Source organism: Streptomyces sp. NPDC021356 (genome assembly GCF_040641015.1).
Lineage (GTDB): Bacteria > Actinomycetota > Actinomycetes > Streptomycetales > Streptomycetaceae > Streptomyces.
Genome location: NZ_JBFACU010000010.1, coordinates 1 through 19,016, shown reverse-complemented (window position 1 = coordinate 19,016; position 19,016 = coordinate 1). Strand labels below are relative to the sequence as shown.

The 19,016-nt window shown below is 72.2% G+C and carries 16 protein-coding genes; 7 read left to right on the top strand and 9 right to left on the bottom strand.

Annotated elements, in window-relative coordinates; translation table 11 throughout:
• The first annotated feature begins 201 nt into the window (after positions 1-201).
• Positions 202-1,227 carry an ATP-dependent 6-phosphofructokinase gene (locus AB0G56_RS15250; RefSeq protein WP_360969192.1) on the top strand — a complete coding sequence of 342 codons (1,026 nt, stop codon included), beginning with the start codon at positions 202-204 and terminating at the stop codon, positions 1,225-1,227.
• A 53-nt stretch (positions 1,228-1,280) separates the two neighbouring features.
• Here AB0G56_RS15250 and AB0G56_RS15245 read toward each other — a convergent pair whose 3' ends face one another.
• The 3 genes from AB0G56_RS15245 to AB0G56_RS15235 form a co-directional block, all read right to left on the bottom strand.
• The gene (locus AB0G56_RS15245; protein WP_360969189.1) at positions 1,281-1,973 is read right to left on the bottom strand and encodes a helix-turn-helix transcriptional regulator; all 693 of its coding nucleotides are present in this window, start codon (positions 1,971-1,973) and stop codon (positions 1,281-1,283) included.
• Between the two features lie 111 nt (positions 1,974-2,084).
• Positions 2,085-2,807, bottom strand: a complete 723-nt coding sequence (locus tag AB0G56_RS15240) for a response regulator (protein WP_360969187.1) — start codon at positions 2,805-2,807, stop codon at positions 2,085-2,087.
• Entirely contained in the window at positions 2,804-4,663 is a 1,860-nt protein-coding gene (locus tag AB0G56_RS15235; RefSeq protein ID WP_360969184.1) for an ATP-binding protein, read from the bottom strand. Before AB0G56_RS15235 ends, AB0G56_RS15240 begins: the two co-directional genes overlap by 4 nt.
• A gap of 151 nt (positions 4,664-4,814) precedes the next feature.
• On the opposite strand from AB0G56_RS15235, the gene AB0G56_RS15230 reads away from it, so the two are divergent.
• Entirely contained in the window at positions 4,815-6,227 is a 1,413-nt protein-coding gene (locus tag AB0G56_RS15230; protein ID WP_360969181.1) for a cation:dicarboxylase symporter family transporter, read from the top strand.
• Positions 6,228-6,665: 438 nt separating this feature from the next.
• Here the strand turns inward: AB0G56_RS15230 and AB0G56_RS15225 are convergent, their stop codons facing one another.
• Positions 6,666-7,283 (bottom strand): TetR/AcrR family transcriptional regulator, encoded by a 618-nt coding sequence (locus AB0G56_RS15225; protein WP_360969178.1) that lies wholly within the window; start codon positions 7,281-7,283, stop codon positions 6,666-6,668.
• 161 nt (positions 7,284-7,444) lie between these two features.
• Here AB0G56_RS15225 and AB0G56_RS15220 point away from each other — a divergent pair, with 161 nt between their 5' ends.
• Complete coding sequence (locus AB0G56_RS15220; RefSeq protein ID WP_360969176.1) at positions 7,445-9,130, top strand: DHA2 family efflux MFS transporter permease subunit; 1,686 nt, start codon at positions 7,445-7,447, stop codon at positions 9,128-9,130.
• Between the two features lie 108 nt (positions 9,131-9,238).
• Entirely contained in the window at positions 9,239-10,003 is a 765-nt protein-coding gene (locus AB0G56_RS15215) for a DUF2127 domain-containing protein (RefSeq protein ID WP_360969173.1), read from the top strand.
• A 66-nt stretch (positions 10,004-10,069) separates the two neighbouring features.
• Here the strand turns inward: AB0G56_RS15215 and AB0G56_RS15210 are convergent, their stop codons facing one another.
• Together AB0G56_RS15210 and AB0G56_RS15205 are read right to left on the bottom strand one after the other, a co-directional pair.
• Positions 10,070-10,258, bottom strand: coding sequence for a DUF397 domain-containing protein (locus AB0G56_RS15210; protein WP_360969171.1), 189 nt, complete (start codon positions 10,256-10,258; stop codon positions 10,070-10,072).
• Complete coding sequence (locus tag AB0G56_RS15205; protein WP_360969169.1) at positions 10,255-11,094, bottom strand: helix-turn-helix transcriptional regulator; 840 nt, start codon at positions 11,092-11,094, stop codon at positions 10,255-10,257. Before AB0G56_RS15205 ends, AB0G56_RS15210 begins: the two co-directional genes overlap by 4 nt.
• A gap of 165 nt (positions 11,095-11,259) precedes the next feature.
• Between AB0G56_RS15205 and AB0G56_RS15200 the strand changes: the two genes are divergently transcribed.
• The 3 genes from AB0G56_RS15200 to AB0G56_RS15190 all read left to right on the top strand — a co-directional run bounded on the left by AB0G56_RS15200 (position 11,260) and on the right by AB0G56_RS15190 (position 14,414).
• Complete coding sequence (locus AB0G56_RS15200; protein ID WP_360969167.1) at positions 11,260-11,688, top strand: MerR family transcriptional regulator; 429 nt, start codon at positions 11,260-11,262, stop codon at positions 11,686-11,688.
• Complete coding sequence (locus AB0G56_RS15195; protein ID WP_360969164.1) at positions 11,685-12,017, top strand: thioredoxin domain-containing protein; 333 nt, start codon at positions 11,685-11,687, stop codon at positions 12,015-12,017. The genes AB0G56_RS15200 and AB0G56_RS15195 overlap by 4 nt, the downstream gene beginning before the upstream one ends.
• Positions 12,018-12,140: 123 nt before the next feature.
• Positions 12,141-14,414 (top strand): ATP-dependent DNA helicase, encoded by a 2,274-nt coding sequence (locus AB0G56_RS15190; RefSeq protein ID WP_360969161.1) that lies wholly within the window; start codon positions 12,141-12,143, stop codon positions 14,412-14,414.
• Between the two features lie 42 nt (positions 14,415-14,456).
• Here the strand turns inward: AB0G56_RS15190 and glgB are convergent, their stop codons facing one another.
• The 3 genes from glgB to AB0G56_RS15175 all read right to left on the bottom strand — a co-directional run.
• A complete protein-coding gene (gene glgB / locus AB0G56_RS15185) occupies positions 14,457-17,105 on the bottom strand; it encodes a 1,4-alpha-glucan branching enzyme (RefSeq protein WP_360969159.1) in 2,649 nt (882 codons plus the stop codon).
• A 63-nt stretch (positions 17,106-17,168) separates the two neighbouring features.
• Positions 17,169-18,578, bottom strand: coding sequence for a maltokinase (locus AB0G56_RS15180; RefSeq protein WP_360969607.1), 1,410 nt, complete (start codon positions 18,576-18,578; stop codon positions 17,169-17,171).
• 93 nt (positions 18,579-18,671) lie between these two features.
• Positions 18,672-19,016: alpha-glucosidase C-terminal domain-containing protein (locus tag AB0G56_RS15175; RefSeq protein ID WP_360969156.1), on the bottom strand; the 345-nt coding region annotated here is incomplete at its 5' end.

Genomic DNA, 19,016 nt, shown 5'->3' with positions numbered 1-19,016 from the left:
GGACGTACGGGGGGACAAAAATCGCCCACCGAGGTGAGCGGAACCCTCTTGACAATACCCCCGCCGCTAGATAAGGCGCCCGTCAAGAGAGCGGGGCTCCCGGCAGGCGGCCAGGGCCCCCGTCAAGACGTAGTCGCCCCCGGGACGTGAAACAATCGGACAGGATCACCGGTGTCAACAGTGGGCAGGAGACACAGCACGATGCGTATCGGAGTTCTCACGGCAGGCGGCGACTGTCCGGGACTGAACGCGGTGATCCGGTCGGTGGTGCACCGGGCGGTCACGACGTACGGCGACGAGGTCATCGGTTTCGAGGACGGCTACGCCGGCCTGCTCGACGGACGCTACCGCGAGCTGGACCTCAACGCGGTCAGCGGCATCCTGGCCCGCGGCGGCACCATCCTCGGCTCGTCCCGGCTGGAGCGGAACCGGCTGCGCGAGGCGTGCGAGAACGCCTCCGACATGATCCACCGCTTCGGCATCGACGCGCTCATCCCGATCGGCGGCGAGGGCACCCTGACGGCCGCGCGGATGCTGTCGGACGCCGGGCTGCCGGTGGTGGGCGTGCCGAAGACGATCGACAACGACATCTCCTCCACCGACCGCACCTTCGGCTTCGACACCGCCGTCGGCGTGGCCACCGAGGCGATGGACCGGCTCAAGACCACCGCCGAGTCCCACCAGCGGGTGATGGTCGTCGAGGTCATGGGCCGGCACGCGGGCTGGATCGCCCTGGAGTCCGGCATGGCCGCCGGCGCGCACGGCATCTGCCTGCCCGAGCGGCCCTTCGACCCCGCCGACCTGGTCAAGATGGTCGAGGAGCGCTTCGCCCGCGGCAAGAAGTTCGCCGTGATCTGCGTCGCCGAGGGCGCCCACCCCGCCGAGGGCAGCATGGACTACGGCAAGGGCGCGATCGACAAGTACGGCCACGAGCGCTTCCAGGGCATCGGCACGGCGCTCGCGTACGAGCTGGAGAAGCGGCTCGGCAAGGAGGCCAAGCCGGTCATCCTCGGTCACGTCCAGCGCGGCGGCGTCCCCACGGCCTACGACCGGGTCCTCGCCACCCGCTTCGGCTGGCACGCGGTGGAGGCCGCGCACCGCGGCGAGTTCGGCCACATGACCTCGCTGCGCGGCACCGACATCGTGATGGTGCCGCTCGCGGAGGCCGTGACCGAGCTGAAGACGGTGCCGAAGGACCGCATGGACGAGGCGGAGTCGGTCTTCTAGATCTTCCTCAGGGCTTCCTCCCGGCTTCCCGCGGCGCCTTTCCCCGGATCTTCCTACGGGGCTGCCTCGACCCGGGTCCAGAAGTGCTCCACGATCCGGTCGAGGAAGTCCCGGCCGGCGTCGCCCGCCTCGCCGGCCGCGCTGGTGCCGCCCCAGCTCAGCGAGGCGACCATCTGCCCCTGGTAGTCCTGGTGCAGTTGCTGGAGGACCTTCTCCAGCAGCCGCCGCTCCAGGGGCACCGCCTTGCCCACCGGGCGGACGTAGCCCTGCCAGCGGGTGCCGACGGCGCTGCGCAGCAGCCCCGCGAGGTGCTCCTCGCGTCCGGTGACGGCGACGAAGTCGGGCAGCGACAGGGCGAGCACGTCGGCCAGCGCGGCCGACTGCCGCTCGGTGCCGCGCCAGTCCTCGCGCTCCTCCATCCGCAGGTACCGCGGCGGTTCGAGACCGACGGCACGGGCCACGTCCTCCGGCCGCAGGCCGCGGGCGATGCGGTGCTCGCGCAGGCTGCGCGGCCGCCCGATCAGTTCGCCCGGCGCGCACCACAGCACCCCGGCCAGCGCGGTCAGCTCCGGCCCCGAGGGCGAGGCGACCCCGCGCTCCCAGGCGACCACGAGGTCGGGAGTGACGTACCCCAGCCCGTAGGAGACCCGCATGCCGTGGGCGACGTGCTCGGGCCCCATCCCGAGCGCGGCGCGGATCCGGCGGGCGGCGAGGGCGTTGAACGGAAGAGCGGAGGGTGGCTGCACCCGCACAAGCTAGGAGCCCGCGGCCCCGGTGACTACGGGCCGTTCCCACAGGATGACGGGTTGTACGAACCTACGGACGCCGTGCCCGGCGCCTTGCCGCGCGCCGCCTCCTCACCGCCCCGGCCCCCACCGGTACACCAGCTCCGGCCTGCCCACCTGGCCGTACAGCGGGCGGCGGGCGGCGCGGCCGGTGTCCACCAGGTGTTCGAGGTAGCGGCGGGCCGTGATGCGGGAGATGCCGATGGTCTCGGCGAGCCCGGCGGCCGTGAGGCCCTCGGCGGCGTCGCGCAGGGCGTCCGTCACGCGTCGCAGGGTGGGGGCGCTGAGGCCCTTGGGGAGCGCGGCGGGGCCGGGCGCGCGCAGGGTGGCGAGGGCGCGGTCGACCTCGTCCTGGCCGCTGGCCTCGCCGACCGCCGCGTGGAACTCGGCGTAGCGGACCAGCCGGTCGCGCAGGGTGGCGAAGGTGAACGGCTTGAGGACGTACTGGACCACGCCGAGCGAGACGCCCTCCCGCACCACCGCGAGGTCCCGGGCCGACGTCACCGCGATGACGTCCGCGTGGTGGCCGGCGGCCCGCAGCGAGCGGGCGAGCTGGAGGCCGTGCACGTCCGGCAGGTGCAGGTCGAGCAGGAGCAGGTCCACCGGCGTGCGCTCCAGCGCCCGCCGGGCCTCGGCGCCGGTGTGCGCCTTGCCCACCGCCACGAACCCTGGCACCCGGCCCACGTACATCACGTGCGCGTCGGCCGCGACCGGGTCGTCCTCCACCACCAGGACCCGGATGGGCTGTCCCTCCGGCCGGCCCTCCCGCTGTCTGCCGCTGCCGCCGTCCGTCATGCGCTCCGTCCCGCCGTCCTCGTGCTGTCGGTGCTGTCTGTGCTCCCGGTGCTCCCGGTGCTGGTGTCGTCCGTGCTGCCGGTGCTGTCTGCGCGGTCCGCGCCTTCGTTGCCGTCGTCCGTGTCATCGCCGTCCGGGGCCTCGCTGTCCGGGGCCTCGCCGTCCGAGGGGTCGCCGTCCGAGGGGTCGCCGTCCGTCGGGTCGCCGTCCGTGGGAGCCTGCGCGGGGGGCCGGGAGGCGGCCGCCGGCTCGCCCAGGGGCAGCCGTGCCTCGAACGCGGCGCCGCCCTCCGCCGCGTCCGTCACCGTCAGTGTCCCCCGGTGCCGCTGCACCGCCTGCCGGGCCAGCGCGAGACCGAGCCCCCGGCCGCCGGGGCCGGTCGGCTTGGTCGTGAAGCCGCGCTGGAAGACCAGGTCCGCGTGGTCCGGGTCGACGCCGGGGCCGCTGTCCGCGACCCGCAGCAGCAGCTCGGTGCCCGCCGCGCACACCGTCACCGTCACCCGGGCCCGCGCGCCGCCCTGGACCGCGTCCACCGCGTTGTCGACGAGGTTGCCGAGGATCGTCACCAGGTCCCGGGACGGCAGGGAGCGGGGGAGCAGCCCGTCGTCCAGGCCGCTGTCCTCGGACACCACCAGCTCCACGCCCCGCTCGTTGGCCTGCGCGGTCTTGCCGAGCAGCAGCGCGGCCAGCACCGGCTCGCCGACCGCCGCCACCACCTGGTCGGTCAGGGCCTGCGCCAGCTCCAGTTCCGCCGTGGCGAACTCCACCGCCTCCTGAGCGCGGCCCAGCTCGATCAGGGACACCACCGTGTGCAGCCGGTTCGCCGCCTCGTGCGCCTGCGAACGCAGCGCCTGCGTGAAACCGCGCTCGGAGTCCAGCTCGCCCATGAGCGACTGGAGTTCGGTGACATCGCGCAGGGTGACCACCGTGCCCCGGCGCTGCCCGCCCGAGACCGGCGAGGTGTTCACGACCAGGACGCGGGCGTCCGTCAGGTGCACCTCGTCCACCCGGGGCTCGGACGCCAGCAGGGCGCCCGTCAGCGGGGCCGGCAGGCCCAGCTCGGTCACCGGCCTGCCCACCACCTCCGCCTCGCCGGCCTCGCCGCCCACCCCGAGCAGTTCCCGGCCGCCGTCGTTGATGAGGGCCACCCGGTAGTGCGAGTCCAGCATCAGCAGGCCCTCGCGCACCGCGTGCAGCGCGGCCTGGTGGTAGTCGTGCATCCGGCTCAGCTCGTCGGCGTTCATGCCGTGGGTGTGCCGGCGCAGCCGCGCGTTGATGACGTAGGTGGCGACCGCACCCAGCGCGAGGATGCCGCCCGCGACCCCGAACAGGGCCGTGACCTGCTCCTGGATCCGCCGGCTGATCGCCTCGACCTTGATGCCGGCGCTGACCAGGCCGATGACGCGGCCGTTGTCCTCGACGGGGGTGACGGCGCGGACGGAGGGGCCGAGGGTGCCGGTGTAGGTCTCGGTGAAGGACTCGCCGCGCAGGGCGCGGGAGATGTTGCCGAGGAACGGCCTGCCGATCTCGTCCGGGTCCGGGTGGGTCCAGCGGATGCCCTGCGGAGTCATGATCGTGACGAAGTCGACCCCGGTGTCCCGCTGCACCTTGAGCGCGTACGGCTGGAGCTGGGCGGTGGGGTCGGCGGAGCGGATCGCGGAGCGCACCGAGGGGGAGTCGGCGATCGAACGGGCCACGGCCGTGGTCTGGCGGCGGGCCGCGCTCTCCGCCTGGCCGCGGTCGCTGACGAAGGTGAACAGCGCGTATCCGGCCACCACGAGCGCGAGCAGCACGGCCTGCATCGCGAAGAGCTGGCCCGCCAGGCTGCGAGGTCTGGGGAAGGCGGGTATGCGCATGCCGTCAGTCTGCCTCTCCGTTCTGGCGTGAACTAAATGAACGGAAGGGTGACCGCCCTCACACGACGGGAGATAGTCACGGCATCCCCGAAATCCCCCGGACGTGAGCCGCACGCCGGTGATGCCGATGACGTCGTCAAGGAGGGCCGCCGTGACCAGCGCAGCCGATACGGCACCTGCCGCACCCGCACCCGGGCCCGGCCCCGCAGCCAAGCGGGACCGCACCCACTACCTCTACGTGGCGGTGATCGCCGCCGTGGTCCTCGGCGTGATCATCGGGTTCGCCGCACCGGGCTTCGCCAAGGAGCTGAAGCCGCTCGGTACGGGCTTCGTGAACCTGATCAAGATGATGATCTCGCCGATCATCTTCTGCACGATCGTGCTCGGCGTCGGTTCGGTGCGCAAGGCCGCGAAGGTCGGCAAGGTGGGCGGCCTCGCCCTCGGCTACTTCGTCGCCATGTCGTTCGTCGCGCTGGCCATCGGCCTGGTGATCGGCAACCTCGTGCACCCCGGCAGCGGCATGCACCTCACCGAGGCGGTCAAGGGCGTGGGCCACGCCCAGGCCGACGCCGCCAAGGAGGGCCCGGTCGACTTCGTGCTCGGGATCATCCCGACCACGCTCGTGTCCTCCTTCACCGAGGGCCAGGTGCTGCAGACCCTGCTGGTCGCCCTGCTCGTCGGATTCGCGCTCCAGGCCATGGGCCGCAAGGGCGAGCCGGTGCTGCGCGGGGTCGAGCACATCCAGCGGCTGGTCTTCCGCGTCCTCTCCATGATCATGTGGGCCGCGCCGATCGGTGCCTTCGGCGCCATGGCCGCCGTCGTCGGCGAGACGGGCATCGACGCCCTGAAGGCCCTCGCCACGATCATGTTCGGCTTCTACGCCACCTGTCTGCTCTTCGTGATCGTGGTGCTCGGGGCGATGACCCGGCTGGTGGCCAAGGTCAACATCCTCCACCTGCTGAAGTACCTGGGCCGTGAGTTCCTGCTGATCCTGTCGACGTCGTCGTCCGAATCCGCACTGCCCCGGCTGATCGCCAAGATGGAGCACCTGGGCGTGAGCCGCCCGGTCGTCGGCATCACCGTGCCGACCGGCTACTCCTTCAACCTCGACGGCACCATGATCTACCTGACGATGGCCTCGCTGTTCATCGCCGACGCCATGGACCAGCCGCTCTCCATCGGCCAGCAGATCACCCTGCTGCTCTTCATGATGGTCGCGTCCAAGGGCGCGGCGGGCGTCACCGGCGCGGGCCTCGCCACGCTCGCCGGCGCCCTCCAGTCCCACAAGCCCGCCCTGGTCGACGGCGTCGGCCTCATCGTCGGCATCGACCGCTTCATGAGCGAGGCCCGCGCCCTCACCAACTTCGCGGGCAACGCCGTCGCCACCCTGCTGATCGGCACCTGGACCGGAGAGGTCGACAAGGACCGCGTACGCCGGGTCCTCGCCGGTGACCTCCCCTTCGACGAGCGCACCCTCCTGGACGACTCCGAGCACGACGCGGTCCCCGCCGCCGGGCTCCCGGAGCAGCGGGAGGACGACGGGAAGGAACTGGCCAAGGCCTGACCGGGACCGGTACGCCGGCGCGCGAGCGGCCCCCGGGCCCGGCCCGCCGGCGTACTCACGGGGATCCCGGCGGTCCCCGCTCCGGACGCCCGGCCCCGCCTGAACCCGGGCCGGGCGTCCGGCGACGAAGAAGGCGTACACCGGCTGAGAGGACGTACACCGGCCGAGAATGCGTACACCGGCCGGAGAGGACGCACACCGGCCGAAACGGCGTCCGTCCGGTCGAGAAGCGTGCACTGGCCGGAGGAGGACGCACACCGGCCGAAACGGCGTCCGTCCGGTCGAGAAGGCGTACGCCGACCGAAGAAGCCGCCGAGCGGCCGAGGCTCTCCCCCGTGGGCCCCGGCCGCTCGGCTTTTTCGCGTGCCCCGGGCGTTCGGGCGGAGCGGGGGCCGATGGGCCACGGACGACCGCTCGGCCGCTCCACCGCTCCACCGCTCAGTCGCTCAGTCGCGACACCAGTGCCCCCGCCGGTGCGGCCGGTACCCCCGCCGACGTGAGGACCGTGACGGCGGCCGAGCGGCCCGCATCGCCCGCGGCCAGCAGGCCGTCGTTCACCGCTTCCATCAGGGCGAACAGGATCTGCTCATGGACGTGCGCGAGCGCGGGCGCGGGCAGCGGGGAGCTGAAGACGCCCCGCTCGACACCGTGCTGGAGCAGGTCCGCGCACCTGCTGCGCACCGGGGCCAGGCGCTCGCGGATGCCCTCCATGGTGACGGTGCGCTGGGCGAGCGCCACCAGCAGCCGGTAGCCGTCGGCGATCGGCCAGATCGCCAGCACCGAACGCGCCAGCGCCTCCGCCGGGTCCTCGACGCCCTCCCGGCCCCTCGCGTGCGCGTCGGCCAGCGCCTGCACGGCGTCGTCGACGAGCGTGCTGATCAGTGCCTCGCGGCTCGGGAAGTGCCCGTACACCGTGCGCCGTACGACACCCGCGGCGCGCGCGATCTGGTCCATGGACGCGTCGGGGTCGCGCAGCAGCTCGGCGAGGGCGACGTCGAGGATGCGTCGCCGGTTTGCGTCGGCGCGCGTGGTGTTACCCGTGGTCATGGCTGACATTGTGCCCTCCTCGCGACTTGCACATGGCTGTGCAGCGACGTACATTGCACATGGTTGAGCAAATGCACACCACTGTGCAAGTAGTCACCGTGCAAGTAGCCGTACGTGCCCGCGGTCACCGTGCACGTACCGTCGCGCATCCGAGGAAGGCGACCCCTGCCATGCGACTCGTCATGACCGAACCGGTCGACAGGACGGACCGCCCCTACGCCCGGCGCTGGTGGGCGCTCCTGGTGCTCTGCCTGAGCCTGCTGATCATCGTGATGGCCAACACCGCCCTCACCGTCGCCGCCCCCGACATGACCCGCGACCTGGGCCTGTCCGGCGCGGACCTGCAATGGGTGATCGACGGCTACACCGTCCCCTACGCGGCGCTGATGCTGCTGCTCGGCGCGATCGGCGACAAGTACAGCCGGCGCGGCGCCCTCGTCCTAGGACTCGTCGTCTTCGGCGGCGGAGCCGTCTTCGGCTCGCTCGCCGACAGTGCCGCCACCGTCATCGCCGCCCGCGCGGTCATGGGCGTCGGCGCCGCCCTGATCATGCCCGCCACACTGTCCCTGCTGGCCGCGACCTTCCCGCGCGCCGAACGCGCCAAGGCCATCACCCTGTGGACCGCCACCGCCGGACTCGCCATAGCCGCCGGGCCGGTCGTCGCCGGCGCGCTGCTCAAGAACCACGGCTGGGCCTCGACCTTCCTGATCAACGTGCCGATCGCCGCGGTCGCCCTCGTCGCCGCCTTCGTCCTCGTCCCGCCGTCCAGGGCGAGCCGGCCGGCCGACGGCGACCACCGCATCGACTACGTCGGCGGCCTGCTGTCCGTGCTCTGGGTCGGCTCCCTGGTCTACATGATCATCGAAGGACCGCACTTCGGCTGGGACACCAAGGCGGTCACCGCGGCCGTCGTCGCGGGCGCCGGCCTGCTGGCCTTCGTCCTGTGGGAACTGCGCCACCCGCGCCCCATCCTCGACGTGCGCCGCTTCACCGACCGCCGCTTCGCCGGCTCCAACCTCGCCGTCGCCCTGTTCTTCCTGGCCGTCTTCGGCGCCTTCTACTACCTCACCCAGCACCTCCAGTTCGTGCTCGGCTACGACGCCCTCGCCACCGGCGTCCGCATGCTGCCGCTGGCCGGCGCGGTCTTCGTCGGCTCGGCCCTGACCGGCTACCTCACCCCGCGCGTCGGCATGAAGTGGACCGTCACCGCGGGCATGGTCGGCGGCACCGTCGCCCTCGCCCTGCTCACCCAGGTCGACGGCTCCTCCTCGTACGGCGACTTCGTGGCGCCCCTGATCATCCTCGGCCTGGCCATCGGCCTCGCCCTCTCGCCCTGCACCGACGCGATCATGGGCGCGTTCCCGGAACCCGAGCTGGGTGTCGGCGGCGCCGTCAACGACACCTCGATCGAACTGGGCGGCTCGCTCGGCATCGCCATCCTCGGCTCGCTCCTGTCGACCTCGTACTCCTCCCACCTCGCCGACGCCACGGCCGGCAGCAAGCTCCCGGCGAGCACCCTGGCCACCGCCCAGGACTCCGTCGGCGCCGGATACGCCGTCGCCCAGGGCATCGGCGAGAAGGCCCGGCACCTCGCCGCGCAGGCCGCGCAGACGACCGACCCCCACCAGGCCGCCCAGCTGAAGGCCCAGGCCGGGCAGCTCGTCCAGGGCGCCCGGCAGATGAAGGACGCCGTCGGCTCCTCCTTCGCCGACGCCGTCTCCCACACCAGCCTGATCGGCGCCGTGATCCTCGGCGTCGGCACCCTCGCCGTGGCCCTGCTGCTGCCGCGCCGCACCGCCCGCGCGACGCAGCCGGCGGAGGAGACGAAGGAGCCCGTGGGCAGCGGAGTGAACTGAAACGCCCCTGGTCGGCGTCTCTTACCGCGATGCACTACCGTGCCGTGCCGGATCGACCGGCGCGGCACGGCCGCGTACACACGCAGACGCAGATGGAGGCAACGGGGGATGGCGATCGACTGGGACCGGCGCACGTGCGCGCGCAAGGGCCATGCGACCTACGCGCCGGACGACCCCCGGCTGCGCATCCGGCTGCACGCCGACACCCCCCTCGGCGAGGTCTGGCGCTGCCTGCGCTGCGGCGACTTCGTACTCGGCGAGCCGCACGGCTCGGGGCCGGCCGCCGACGCCCCGCTCGTACCGCGCGGCAAGGTGCTGCGGGACCTGTTCATCCTGCGCTTCCTCGCCCTGGAGCGGGTGGTGCGCGGGGTGTTCATCGTCCTGGTGGCGGTCGCCGTCTGGAAATTCAGCAACAGCCAGGACGCCGTACGCCGCCTCTTCAACGAGTACCTGGACGTCTTCCGCCCCGTCTTCAGGCACTTCCACTACGACCTCGACCATTCACCGGTGGTCGGCACCATCCAGAAGACCTTCGGCTACAAGCACTCCACGCTGCTGCTGGTGGCCGGCCTGCTGCTGGCCTACGCGCTGATCGAGATCGTCGAGGCGGTCGGCCTCTGGTACGCCAAGCGCTGGGCGGAATACCTGACGGTTGTCGCCACCGCCGCCTTCCTCCCGCTGGAGATCTACGAACTCACCGAGCACATCAGCGCGGTGAAGATCGCCACCCTGGCCCTCAACATCCTTGCCGTCCTCTACATCGCCGTCACCAAACGCCTCTTCGGCCTGCGGGGAGGCCGCAAGGCCTTCGATGAGGAACGCCGCAGCGCGTCGCTGCTGGAGGTGGAGGTGTCGGCGGGGGTGATGGTCTGAGCGGGCCCCGCTCCGGACACGGCGGCGCCCCGCGACCGAGCCGGCGGTCACGGGGCGCCGCCGTGTTCACCGCCTCGCGGCGAATCCGACGAACTCGGTCCAGGCCCGCGGCGTCAGCCTCACGGCGGGGCCGGACTTGCGCTTGGAGTCGCGTACGTGTGTGGCGCCCTGCCAGGCGGCGACCTCGACGCACTCGCCGCCCGAACCTGTGCTGTAGCTGCTCTTGAACCAGGCCGACTCGGGTACTGCGTTCATTTCTCTCCCAGCAACTTCTCGACGAGGGTCAGCGATTCACGGGGGGTGAGCGCCTGCGCCCGGAGGATGCCGTACTGCTCCTCCATGTGCCGGACCGCCCGGCGCTCCGTGTAGAGGCGGCTGTCCGTCTGCGCCTCCACGTACGCGATCCTCCGCCCTTCTTTCGTCTCGATCAGGATGAATGGCCCGGCAAGCGCCGCATGCTCTTCCCGCTCCAACGGCATGACCTGCAACTCCGCGTTCCGCCTCTGTCCCTGGAGCAGGGTCTGCTCCAACGGGCCCTGCATGACCGCAGGACCCCCCAAGGGTCGGCGCAGCACTGACTCCTCGATGACGAAGCTGAGAGTGGGCGGGGGCACCCGGGAGAAGGTGTCCTGACGGGCGAGCCGCGCCACCACCCTTTGCTCGACCGTGTCCTCGTCCAGCAGCGGCCGCCAGTTGGCGAACACTGCTCGCGCGTACTCCTCCGTCTGTAAAAGGCCGGGCACCGCCTGGTTGGCGTACACATGAAGCTCGACCGCTTCGGCTTCCAGCCTGGCCGCATCCCGGAAGAACGCCGGATACTGCGCCCGCGCGACCCCCTCCTTGCCCGCCTTCAGCACACCACCCGCGTCGAGGAGTTCGTCGGCCCGGTCGATGAACTTGGACGGCGGTACCCGTCGGCCCTGCTCGAAGCCGGCGATCGTGGAAGCGGAGTAGCCCGCCCGGCCGCCGAACTCCGCCCGGTCGAGTCCCGCCCGCTCCCGGCCCCGCTTCAGCTGATGGCCGAAGACGCGGAGGATGCCCGACGCGGGCTCATGGCCGTATCCGCGGTCCTCGTCCTGCTCGCTCTCCACCCGCGTCTCTTCCGCGCCCGGCACCTCCTGTACGACCTGTCTTCACCTACCGCTCAACGCACCCCTCCAGCTCAAGGCCGCGCAAAGAGATCAGGCGTTCACTCTCCGAATGCGGCAACTGCTCGTGTTGCCTTGACGCCGACGTCAACCCGTACGGTCAAGGACATGCGAATCGGCGAGCTGGCCGAACGGGCCGGGACCACGACGCGGACGCTGCGGTACTACGAGTCGCGCGGACTGCTGCCCGCGCGGCGGGACGCGCACGGGTACCGGACGTACGACGAGCGTGACCTCAGGCTGCTGCGGCAGATCAGGACGTTGCAGGACTTCGGGTTCGACCTGGAGGAGACGCGGCCCTTCGTGGAGTGCCTGCGGGCCGGGCATCCGGAGGGGGACTCCTGTCCGGCCTCGCTCGTGGTCTACCGGCGCAAGCTGGACGAGCTGGACGCGCTGATCGGCGAGCTGGCGGCGGTGCGCGCGCAGGTCGCCGCCCAGCTGGCGCGGGCCGAGCTGGCGCGGGACGGGCTGGCCGCCGAGTCGCTGGTTCCGGGAGGTCCGGAACCGGTGTGCGAGCTGGGAGGGCAGAAACGATGAGCCAGGCCAAGGGTGTGGCCGAGGCGACCGACGCGGACTTCGCGGGGGAGGTGCTGGGCGCCGACCTGCCGGTGCTGGTGGAGTTCACCGCTGACTGGTGCCCGCCGTGCCGGCAGATGGGTCCGGTGCTCAGCGCGCTCGCCGCGGAGGAGGCCGACCGCCTCAAGGTGGTCCAGCTGAACGTGGACCGCAACCCGGACATCACGAACGCCTACAAGGTGCTCTCGATGCCGACGTTCATGGTCTTCCGCGGCGGCGAACCCGTACGGTCCCTGGTGGGGGCGCGGCCCAAGCGGCGGCTCCTTGAGGAGCTGTCCGACGTGCTGTGACCCGGCCGCCGTCACACAAGAAATCCCCCGGGCAATTGCGCCCGGGGGATTTCTTTGCGTATATTCGGTGGTTCGCGACTTCACGAAGAATGTGGTCGCGGAGAAGTCCAGTGAGCACAGTATATGCGGGCGGGAGTGGAATTGTCAAACACCGGATTCTCCGACGATGAATTGCGGCAGGAACAGGAATTCATCGACGGGCTGTACGCGCGCGTCGACGCGCTGCGCGGTGACACCGAGGCCGCCGTCACGGACGCCCTCGCCCAGGGCGACACGCCCATGCAGGCCCGGCTGGAACGGGACATCCTTGTCGCCGAGCGCTCCGGACTGCTCGCCGCGCTGAACTCCGTGGACGGCTCGCTCTGCTTCGGGCGGATCGACCTGTCCGACGGCGTCACCCATCACATCGGCCGTGTCGGGCTGCGCGCCGACGACGCCGAGCGCACCCCGGTCCTGATCGACTGGCGGGCCGCCGTCGCCCGCCCGTTCTACCTGGCCACGGGGCACACCCCGATGGGTCTGCGCCGCCGACGGCACATCTCCAGCGAGGGCCGCCGGGTCACCGCCCTGCACGACGAGATCCTCGACCTGGGCGACGCCACCCGCACCGGCCACGAGGACCCGACCGGCGACGCGGTGCTGCTGGCCGCGCTGAACTCCGCGCGCACCGGCCGGATGGGCGACATCGTGCGCACCATCCAGGCCGACCAGGACCGCATCATCCGCGCCCCGCACCGCGGCGTGCTCGTGGTCGAGGGCGGCCCCGGCACCGGCAAGACCGCCGTCGCGCTGCACCGGGCCGCCTACCTGCTCTACGAGCACCGGGAACTGCTCGCCCGCCGGGCCGTGCTGATCGTCGGCCCCAACCCGGCGTTCCTCGGCTACATCGGCGAGGTGCTGCCCTCGCTCGGTGAGACGGGCGTGCTGCTGGCGACCGTGGGCGAGCTGTTCCCCGGCGTGAAGGCGACCGCCGCCGACACCGCCGAGGCCGCGGCGGTCAAGGGCCGCGCGGACATGGCCGACGTGCTCGCCGCCGTCGTACGCGACCGGCAGGCCCTGCCCGACCCGGTCGTCGCCATCGAGCACGACCGGGAGGTCCTGATGCTCGACGAGGGCCTGGTGAGCGTGGCCCGCGAGCGCACCCGCGCCGCGAAGCTGCCGCACAACGCGGCCCGTGAGCACTTCGAGGGCCACATCCTCAACACCCTCACCGACATGGTCGCCGAGCGCATCGGCACCGACCCGTACGACGGCTCCAACCTCCTCGACCCGTCCGACATCACCCAGATCCGCGACGAACTCGCCGACAACCCCGAGGTCTGGTCCGCGATCGACCAGCTGTGGCCGCGGCTGACCCCGCAGCGTCTGGTCGCGGACTTCCTGGCCGGCCCGGAGGGATACGTCGGCGACGAGGACGCCGCCGCGATCCGCCGCCCGGTGACGCGCGCGTGGACCGTCGCCGACGTCCCCCTGCTCGACGAGGCCGCCGAACTGCTCGGCGAGGACGACCGCGTGGCCCGCGCCCGCGCCGATCGTGAGCGCGAGACGCAGGTGGCGTACGCGCAGGGTGTGCTGGACGTGTCGTACGCCTCGCGGACCTACGAGTTCGATGACAAGGACGAGGAGGACTCCGAGGTCCTGTCCGCGCACGACATCATCGACGCCGAACGGTTCGCCGAGCGCCAGGAGGAGGACGATCACCGCAGCGCCGCCGAGCGTGCGGCGGCCGACCGCACCTGGGCGTTCGGGCACATCATCGTCGACGAGGCGCAGGAGCTGTCGCCGATGGCGTGGCGGCTGCTGATGCGACGCAGCCCGACCCGTTCCATGACCCTGGTGGGCGACCCCGCGCAGACCGCCGAGGCGGCCGGTGTCGGCTCCTGGGAGGGCATCCTCCAGCCGTACGTCGAGGACCGCTGGGAGCACACCCGGCTCGGCGTCAACTACCGCACGCCCGCCGAGATCATGGACGTCGCGGCGGCCGTGGTCCGCGCCGAGCACCCCGGCTTCGAGCCGCCCAGCTCGGTGCGCTCGACGGGCGAGAGGCCCTGGGTCCGCGCCACCGACGACCTGCCTGGCGCGGTCGAGAAGGCCGTCGCCGAACTCACCCCCGAGGAGGGCCGCCTCGCCGTCATCGCCCCGCGCGACCTGCACCGCCGCCTGGCCGCCCGGCTGGAGGGGGTCACCGCCGGTGCCGAGCCCGACCTGACGCACACGGTCGTCCTCCTCGATGCGCGCCAGGCCAAGGGCCTGGAGTTCGACTCCGTGCTGGTCGTCGAGCCGGGCCGCTACGGCACGAGCGATCTGTACGTGGCCCTGACCCGGGCCACGCAGCGACTGGGCGTGCTGCACACGGGGGCGCTGCCGCAGGTTCTGGCGGAGGCGTTCGCGAAGTAACGCGGGGGCGGGTGCCGCCGCCCCGGGCCCCCGCCGGCCCGCTCACGCCGGGCGCAGCCACACCGTCGCCAGTGGAGGCAGCGTCAGGCGGATGCTCGCCGGGCGGCCGTGCCATCCCTGGGGCTCCGGCTTGACGGGGTCCGGGTGGACGACGTCGCCGCCGCCGTAGCAGGCCGCGTCGGTGTTGAGCACCTCCCGCCAGGCGGGCACGTCGCCGGGGACGCCGAGGCGGTAGTCCTGGCGGACGACAGGCGAGAAGTGGGAGACCGCCAGCAGCGGGCCGCCGTCGGCGTCGCGGCGCAGGAAGGCGACCACGTTGTCGTCGGCCGCGTCGCCTGCGATCCACTCGAAGCCGTCGGGGTGGACGTCCCGCGCCCACAGGGCCGGGGTGGCGCGGTAGACGGAGTTGAGGTCGCGGACCAGGTCCAGCACCCCCCGGTGGTCGGCGGCGGCTCCGTAGGACGGGTCGAGCAGCCACCAGTCCGGGCCGCGCGTCTCCGACCACTCCGCTCCCTGCGCGAACTCCTGTCCCATGAAAAGGAGTTGCTTGCCGGGGTGGGACCACATGAAGGCCAGGTAGGCGCGCAGGTTGGCGCGCTGCTGCCACCAGTCGCCGGGCATCTTCGAAACCAGCGAGCCCTTGCCGTGCACCACCTCGTCGTGCGAGATCGGCAGCACGTAGTTCTCGCTGTACGCGTACACCATCGAGAACGTCATCTCACCGTGGTGGTAGGCGCGGTGGACCGGTTCGTGGCTCATGTACTGGAGCGAGTCGTGCATCCAGCCCATGTTCCACTTCAGCCCGAAGCCGAGGCCGCCGAAGCCGCTCGGCCCGCGGTGGTGGGTGGCGCGGGTGACCCCGTCCCAGGCCGTCGACTCCTCGGCGACCGTGACCACGCCCGGCACCCGCCGGTAGACGGTCGCGTTCATCTCCTGGAGGAACGCCACCGCGTCCAGGTTCTCCCGCCCGCCGTGCTCGTTCGGTGTCCACTGGCCCGGCTCGCGCGAGTAGTCCAGGTAGAGCATGGAGGCCACCGCGTCCACGCGCAGCCCGTCGATGTGGAACTCCTCGCACCAGTACAGGGCGTTGGCGACGAGGAAGTTGCGCACCTCGCGGCGGCCGAAGTCGAACTCCAGGGTGCCCCAGTCGGGGTGCGCGGCGCGCAGCGGGTCGGAGTGCTCGTACAGCGGGCGTCCGTCGAACTCGGCCAGCGCCCACTCGTCGCGCGGGAAGTGCGCAGGAACCCAGTCCATGATCACGCCGATGCCCGCCCGGTGCAGCGCGTCCACCAGGTACTTGAAGTCGTCCGGCGTGCCCAGGCGTGCGGTGGGCGCGTAGAAGCCGGTGACCTGGTACCCCCAGGAGCCGCCGAAGGGGTGCTCGGCGACCGGCATCAGTTCCACGTGCGTGAAGCCCAGGTCCTTGACGTACGCGGGGAGCTGGTCCGCCAGTTGACGGTAAGTCAGCCCGGGTCGCCATGACGGCAGGTGCACCTCGTACACCGAGAACGGCGCCTCGTGCGCGGGCCGCTGAGCACGGCGGCCCAGCCACTCCTCGTCGCCCCACTCGTAGTGCGAGGCGTGCACGATGGACGACGTGGCCGGCGGGACCTCGGTACGGCGGGCCAGCGGGTCGGCGCGCAGGGTCTTCGAGCCGTCCGGCCGGGTGATCTCGAACTTGTACAGCTCGCCCTCGCCGACGCCCGGCACGAACAGCTCCCACACGCCCGTGCCGCCCAGCGAGCGCATGGGGTACGCGGTGCCGTCCCAGAAGTTGAAACCGCCGGCCACCCGTACGCCCCGCGCGTCCGGCGCCCACACCGAGAAGCGGGTCCCGGCGGCCCCCTGGTGCGTCGTCGGGTGCGCGCCGAGCGCCCGCCACAGCTCCTCGTGCCGCCCCTCACCGATCAGGTGCAGGTCCAGCTCGCCGAGGGCGGGCAGGAAGCGGTAGGCGTCCTCGGTGACCTGCACCGTCCCCTCGTACGCCACCTCCAGCCGGTACTCCGGCACCTCGCCGAGCGGCAGCAGCCCCGAGAAGAAGCCCTCCCCGTCGTGCTCCAGCTCCACCTGGAGGTCCCCGGCGTGAACGGCGACGCCCAGGGCGTACGGCCGGAACGCCCGTACGGCGATTCCGCCGGGCACCGGGTGCGCGCCGAGCACGGAGTGCGGGTCGTGGTGCGTACCGGCGAGCAACCGCTCACGGTCCGCGACGGCGACGGCGACGGCGGGGGCGGGGGAGGGAAAGGTCTGCGTCGGGGCCGTCTTCTTCACGGCTGCTTTCTTCATGGCTGCCTTCTTCGGCGCTGCCTTCTTCGGGGCCGCCTTTTCGGCAGCGGCCTTCGCGGCGGGACTCTTGATCGCCGGGGGCTTCTTCGTCGCCGCTTTCTCGGCCGTCGTCCTCGTTGCCGCCGTCTTCTTGACCGTAGCTTTCCTGGCTGTGGCCTTCTTGGCCGCTGCCTTCTTGACGGCGGGCTCGTCCGCCGTCGCTCTCCCGGCCGCCGTCTTCTTCACCGCCGGCTGCTTGTCCGCCGCCGTTTTCCCGGTCACCGTCCTCTTGGTCACCGTCTTCTTCGTCGTCTTCTTGGCTGTGGTCTTCCCGGCTGCCGTCTTCCTGGCCGGGGCGGCCTTCTTCGCGGCGGCCTCGGCCGGCTGCTTCGGGTCCGGACCGCTGGCGGGGGGTCGGGCAGTCACGGGCGGGGCCTCCTCGGCGAAGGATCGGGGCAGGACGGGGGTGGTACCCGGTGGGCGGCCGGGTCAGACGGGCTCGGCGCCCGCGGCGAGGCGGCGTACCGCCGAGAGCGGCACGGGGAGCCAGTCGGGGCGGTGCCGGGCCTCGTAGAGGACCTCGTAGACCGCCTTGTCGGTCTCGTAGGCCCGCAGCAGCACCGGGTCGGTGCGCGGGTCGCGCCCGCCGGCCTCGGCGTATCCGGTGCAGTACGCCGCCCGGCAGGCCGCCGCCCACTGGGTGGCGGGCGTGCCGCCCGCCGAGTGCGCCGCGTAGTCGAAGGAACGCAGCATCCCGGCGACGTCCCGCACCACGGGCTGGGCCATCCGCCGCTCGGCCAGCGGCTTGGCCGGTTCGCCCTCGAAGTCGATCAGCGACCACTGGCCGGAGGGGGAGCGCAGGCACTGCCCGAGGTGGAGGTCGCCGTGGATGCGCTGGGCGGTCCAGGTGTGGCCCTCGGCGGCGAGATCGGCCAGCGCCGCGAAGGCGGAGTGCAGCCCGGGGGCGTACGGCCTGAGCGCGGGCACCGCCTGGGCCGCCGCCTGGAGGCGCTCGTTCATGCCGTCGACCAGCGTTTGGACCTGGAGGTGCGCCAGGCTGACCGTGGGCAGCGCGCGGGCCAGGGCCGTGTGGACCTCGGCGGTGGCGCGGCCCAGCGCCCGGGCCTCGGTGGTGAAGTCCTCCCCCTTGGCCAGCTCGCGCAGCGCCAGTTCCCAGCCGTCACAGGCGCCCTGCACGAACGGCTGGAGCACGGCGAGGACGTACGGTTCCTCGCTCGCGTCCCCGGCTTCGGCGGTCATCCACGCGGTCGGCGCCGGGACCCGGGGGCAGCCCTCGCGGGCCAGCGCCAACGGCAGCTCCAGGTCGGGGTTGACGCCGGGCAGGACCCGGCGGAGCAGTTTCAGGATGAACGTATCGCCATAGACCACCGACGAGTTCGACTGCTCGGCGGTCACCACCCGGGGCACCAGGTCGGGGCGTATCTCCCCGCGCCGTTCGCACCGCAGCCCGCCGATGCGGGCCCGAGTGCGCAGCGCCTCCAGGATCACCTCGGCGGGCCGGGGGTCGTACAGCGCCTCGTACACGGTGCGCCCGGCGAGCGGGCCCTCGTGGACGTGGCCGATCAGCGCGGGCGCCAGTCTCGGGGGCAGCGCCTCGCGCACGCCTATGAGCAGCTGGTAGCAGTCGCCGGGGTGCGGGACGCCGGCGCCCTGCGCGGCGGGAAGCGGCTGGTGGGCGCGGACGAGCAGGTGGTACAGCCCCAGCTTGCCGTCGGGCGGGAGCAGCTCGGTGGCCGCGACCAGGGAGAATCCGGTGACGGGGCGGCCCTTGCCCGCGAACCAGCGCTGCCGGGGCAGCCACTCGCGCAGCAGCGGGTCCAGGGACGCGAGGAGGCCGGCGCTGCCGGCGGTGACAGAGCGTGTGACGGCTTGCGACATGGCTTCCGACATGGCGTCGCGTCCAATCGCTGGTCGGGTGTGACTCACGCGTGCCCGCCGGCGGGGCGGCGGAAACCGCCCCGGGCGGCAGGCCTAGGCGGCGGCGTCCCTGCGCAGCCGGAACCAGTAGAAGCCGTGGCCCGCCAGCGTCAGCAGGTACGGCAGCTCCCCGATGGCCGGGAAGCGCACTCCGCCGAACAGCTCGACCGGGTGCCGTCCGATGAAGGCACTGAGGTCCAGCTCGGTGGGCTGGGCGAAGCGGGAGAAGTTGTGCACGCAGAGCACCAGGTCGTCCTCGTACTCGCGCAGGAAGGCGAGGACGGCGGCGTTCGAGGACTGCAGTTCGGTGTAGGTGCCGAGGCCGAAGGCATGGTTCTGCTTGCGGATCTCGATCATGCGGCGGGTCCAGTGCAGCAGCGACGAGGGGGAGGACATGGA

Coding starts and splice junctions, on each gene's coding strand:
- AB0G56_RS15240 (WP_360969187.1), bottom strand. CDS start 2,807: ATGACGGACGGCGGCAGCGGCAGACAGCGGGAGGGCCGGCCGGAGGGA.
- AB0G56_RS15225 (WP_360969178.1), bottom strand. CDS start 7,283: ATGTCAGCCATGACCACGGGTAACACCACGCGCGCCGACGCAAACCGG.
- AB0G56_RS15215 (WP_360969173.1), top strand. CDS start 9,239: ATGGCGATCGACTGGGACCGGCGCACGTGCGCGCGCAAGGGCCATGCG.
- AB0G56_RS15210 (WP_360969171.1), bottom strand. CDS start 10,258: ATGAACGCAGTACCCGAGTCGGCCTGGTTCAAGAGCAGCTACAGCACA.
- AB0G56_RS15235 (WP_360969184.1), bottom strand. CDS start 4,663: ATGCGCATACCCGCCTTCCCCAGACCTCGCAGCCTGGCGGGCCAGCTC.
- AB0G56_RS15180 (WP_360969607.1), bottom strand. CDS start 18,578: ATGTCGCAAGCCGTCACACGCTCTGTCACCGCCGGCAGCGCCGGCCTC.
- AB0G56_RS15195 (WP_360969164.1), top strand. CDS start 11,685: ATGAGCCAGGCCAAGGGTGTGGCCGAGGCGACCGACGCGGACTTCGCG.
- AB0G56_RS15220 (WP_360969176.1), top strand. CDS start 7,445: ATGCGACTCGTCATGACCGAACCGGTCGACAGGACGGACCGCCCCTAC.
- AB0G56_RS15250 (WP_360969192.1), top strand. CDS start 202: ATGCGTATCGGAGTTCTCACGGCAGGCGGCGACTGTCCGGGACTGAAC.
- AB0G56_RS15200 (WP_360969167.1), top strand. CDS start 11,260: ATGCGAATCGGCGAGCTGGCCGAACGGGCCGGGACCACGACGCGGACG.
- AB0G56_RS15190 (WP_360969161.1), top strand. CDS start 12,141: ATGCGGGCGGGAGTGGAATTGTCAAACACCGGATTCTCCGACGATGAA.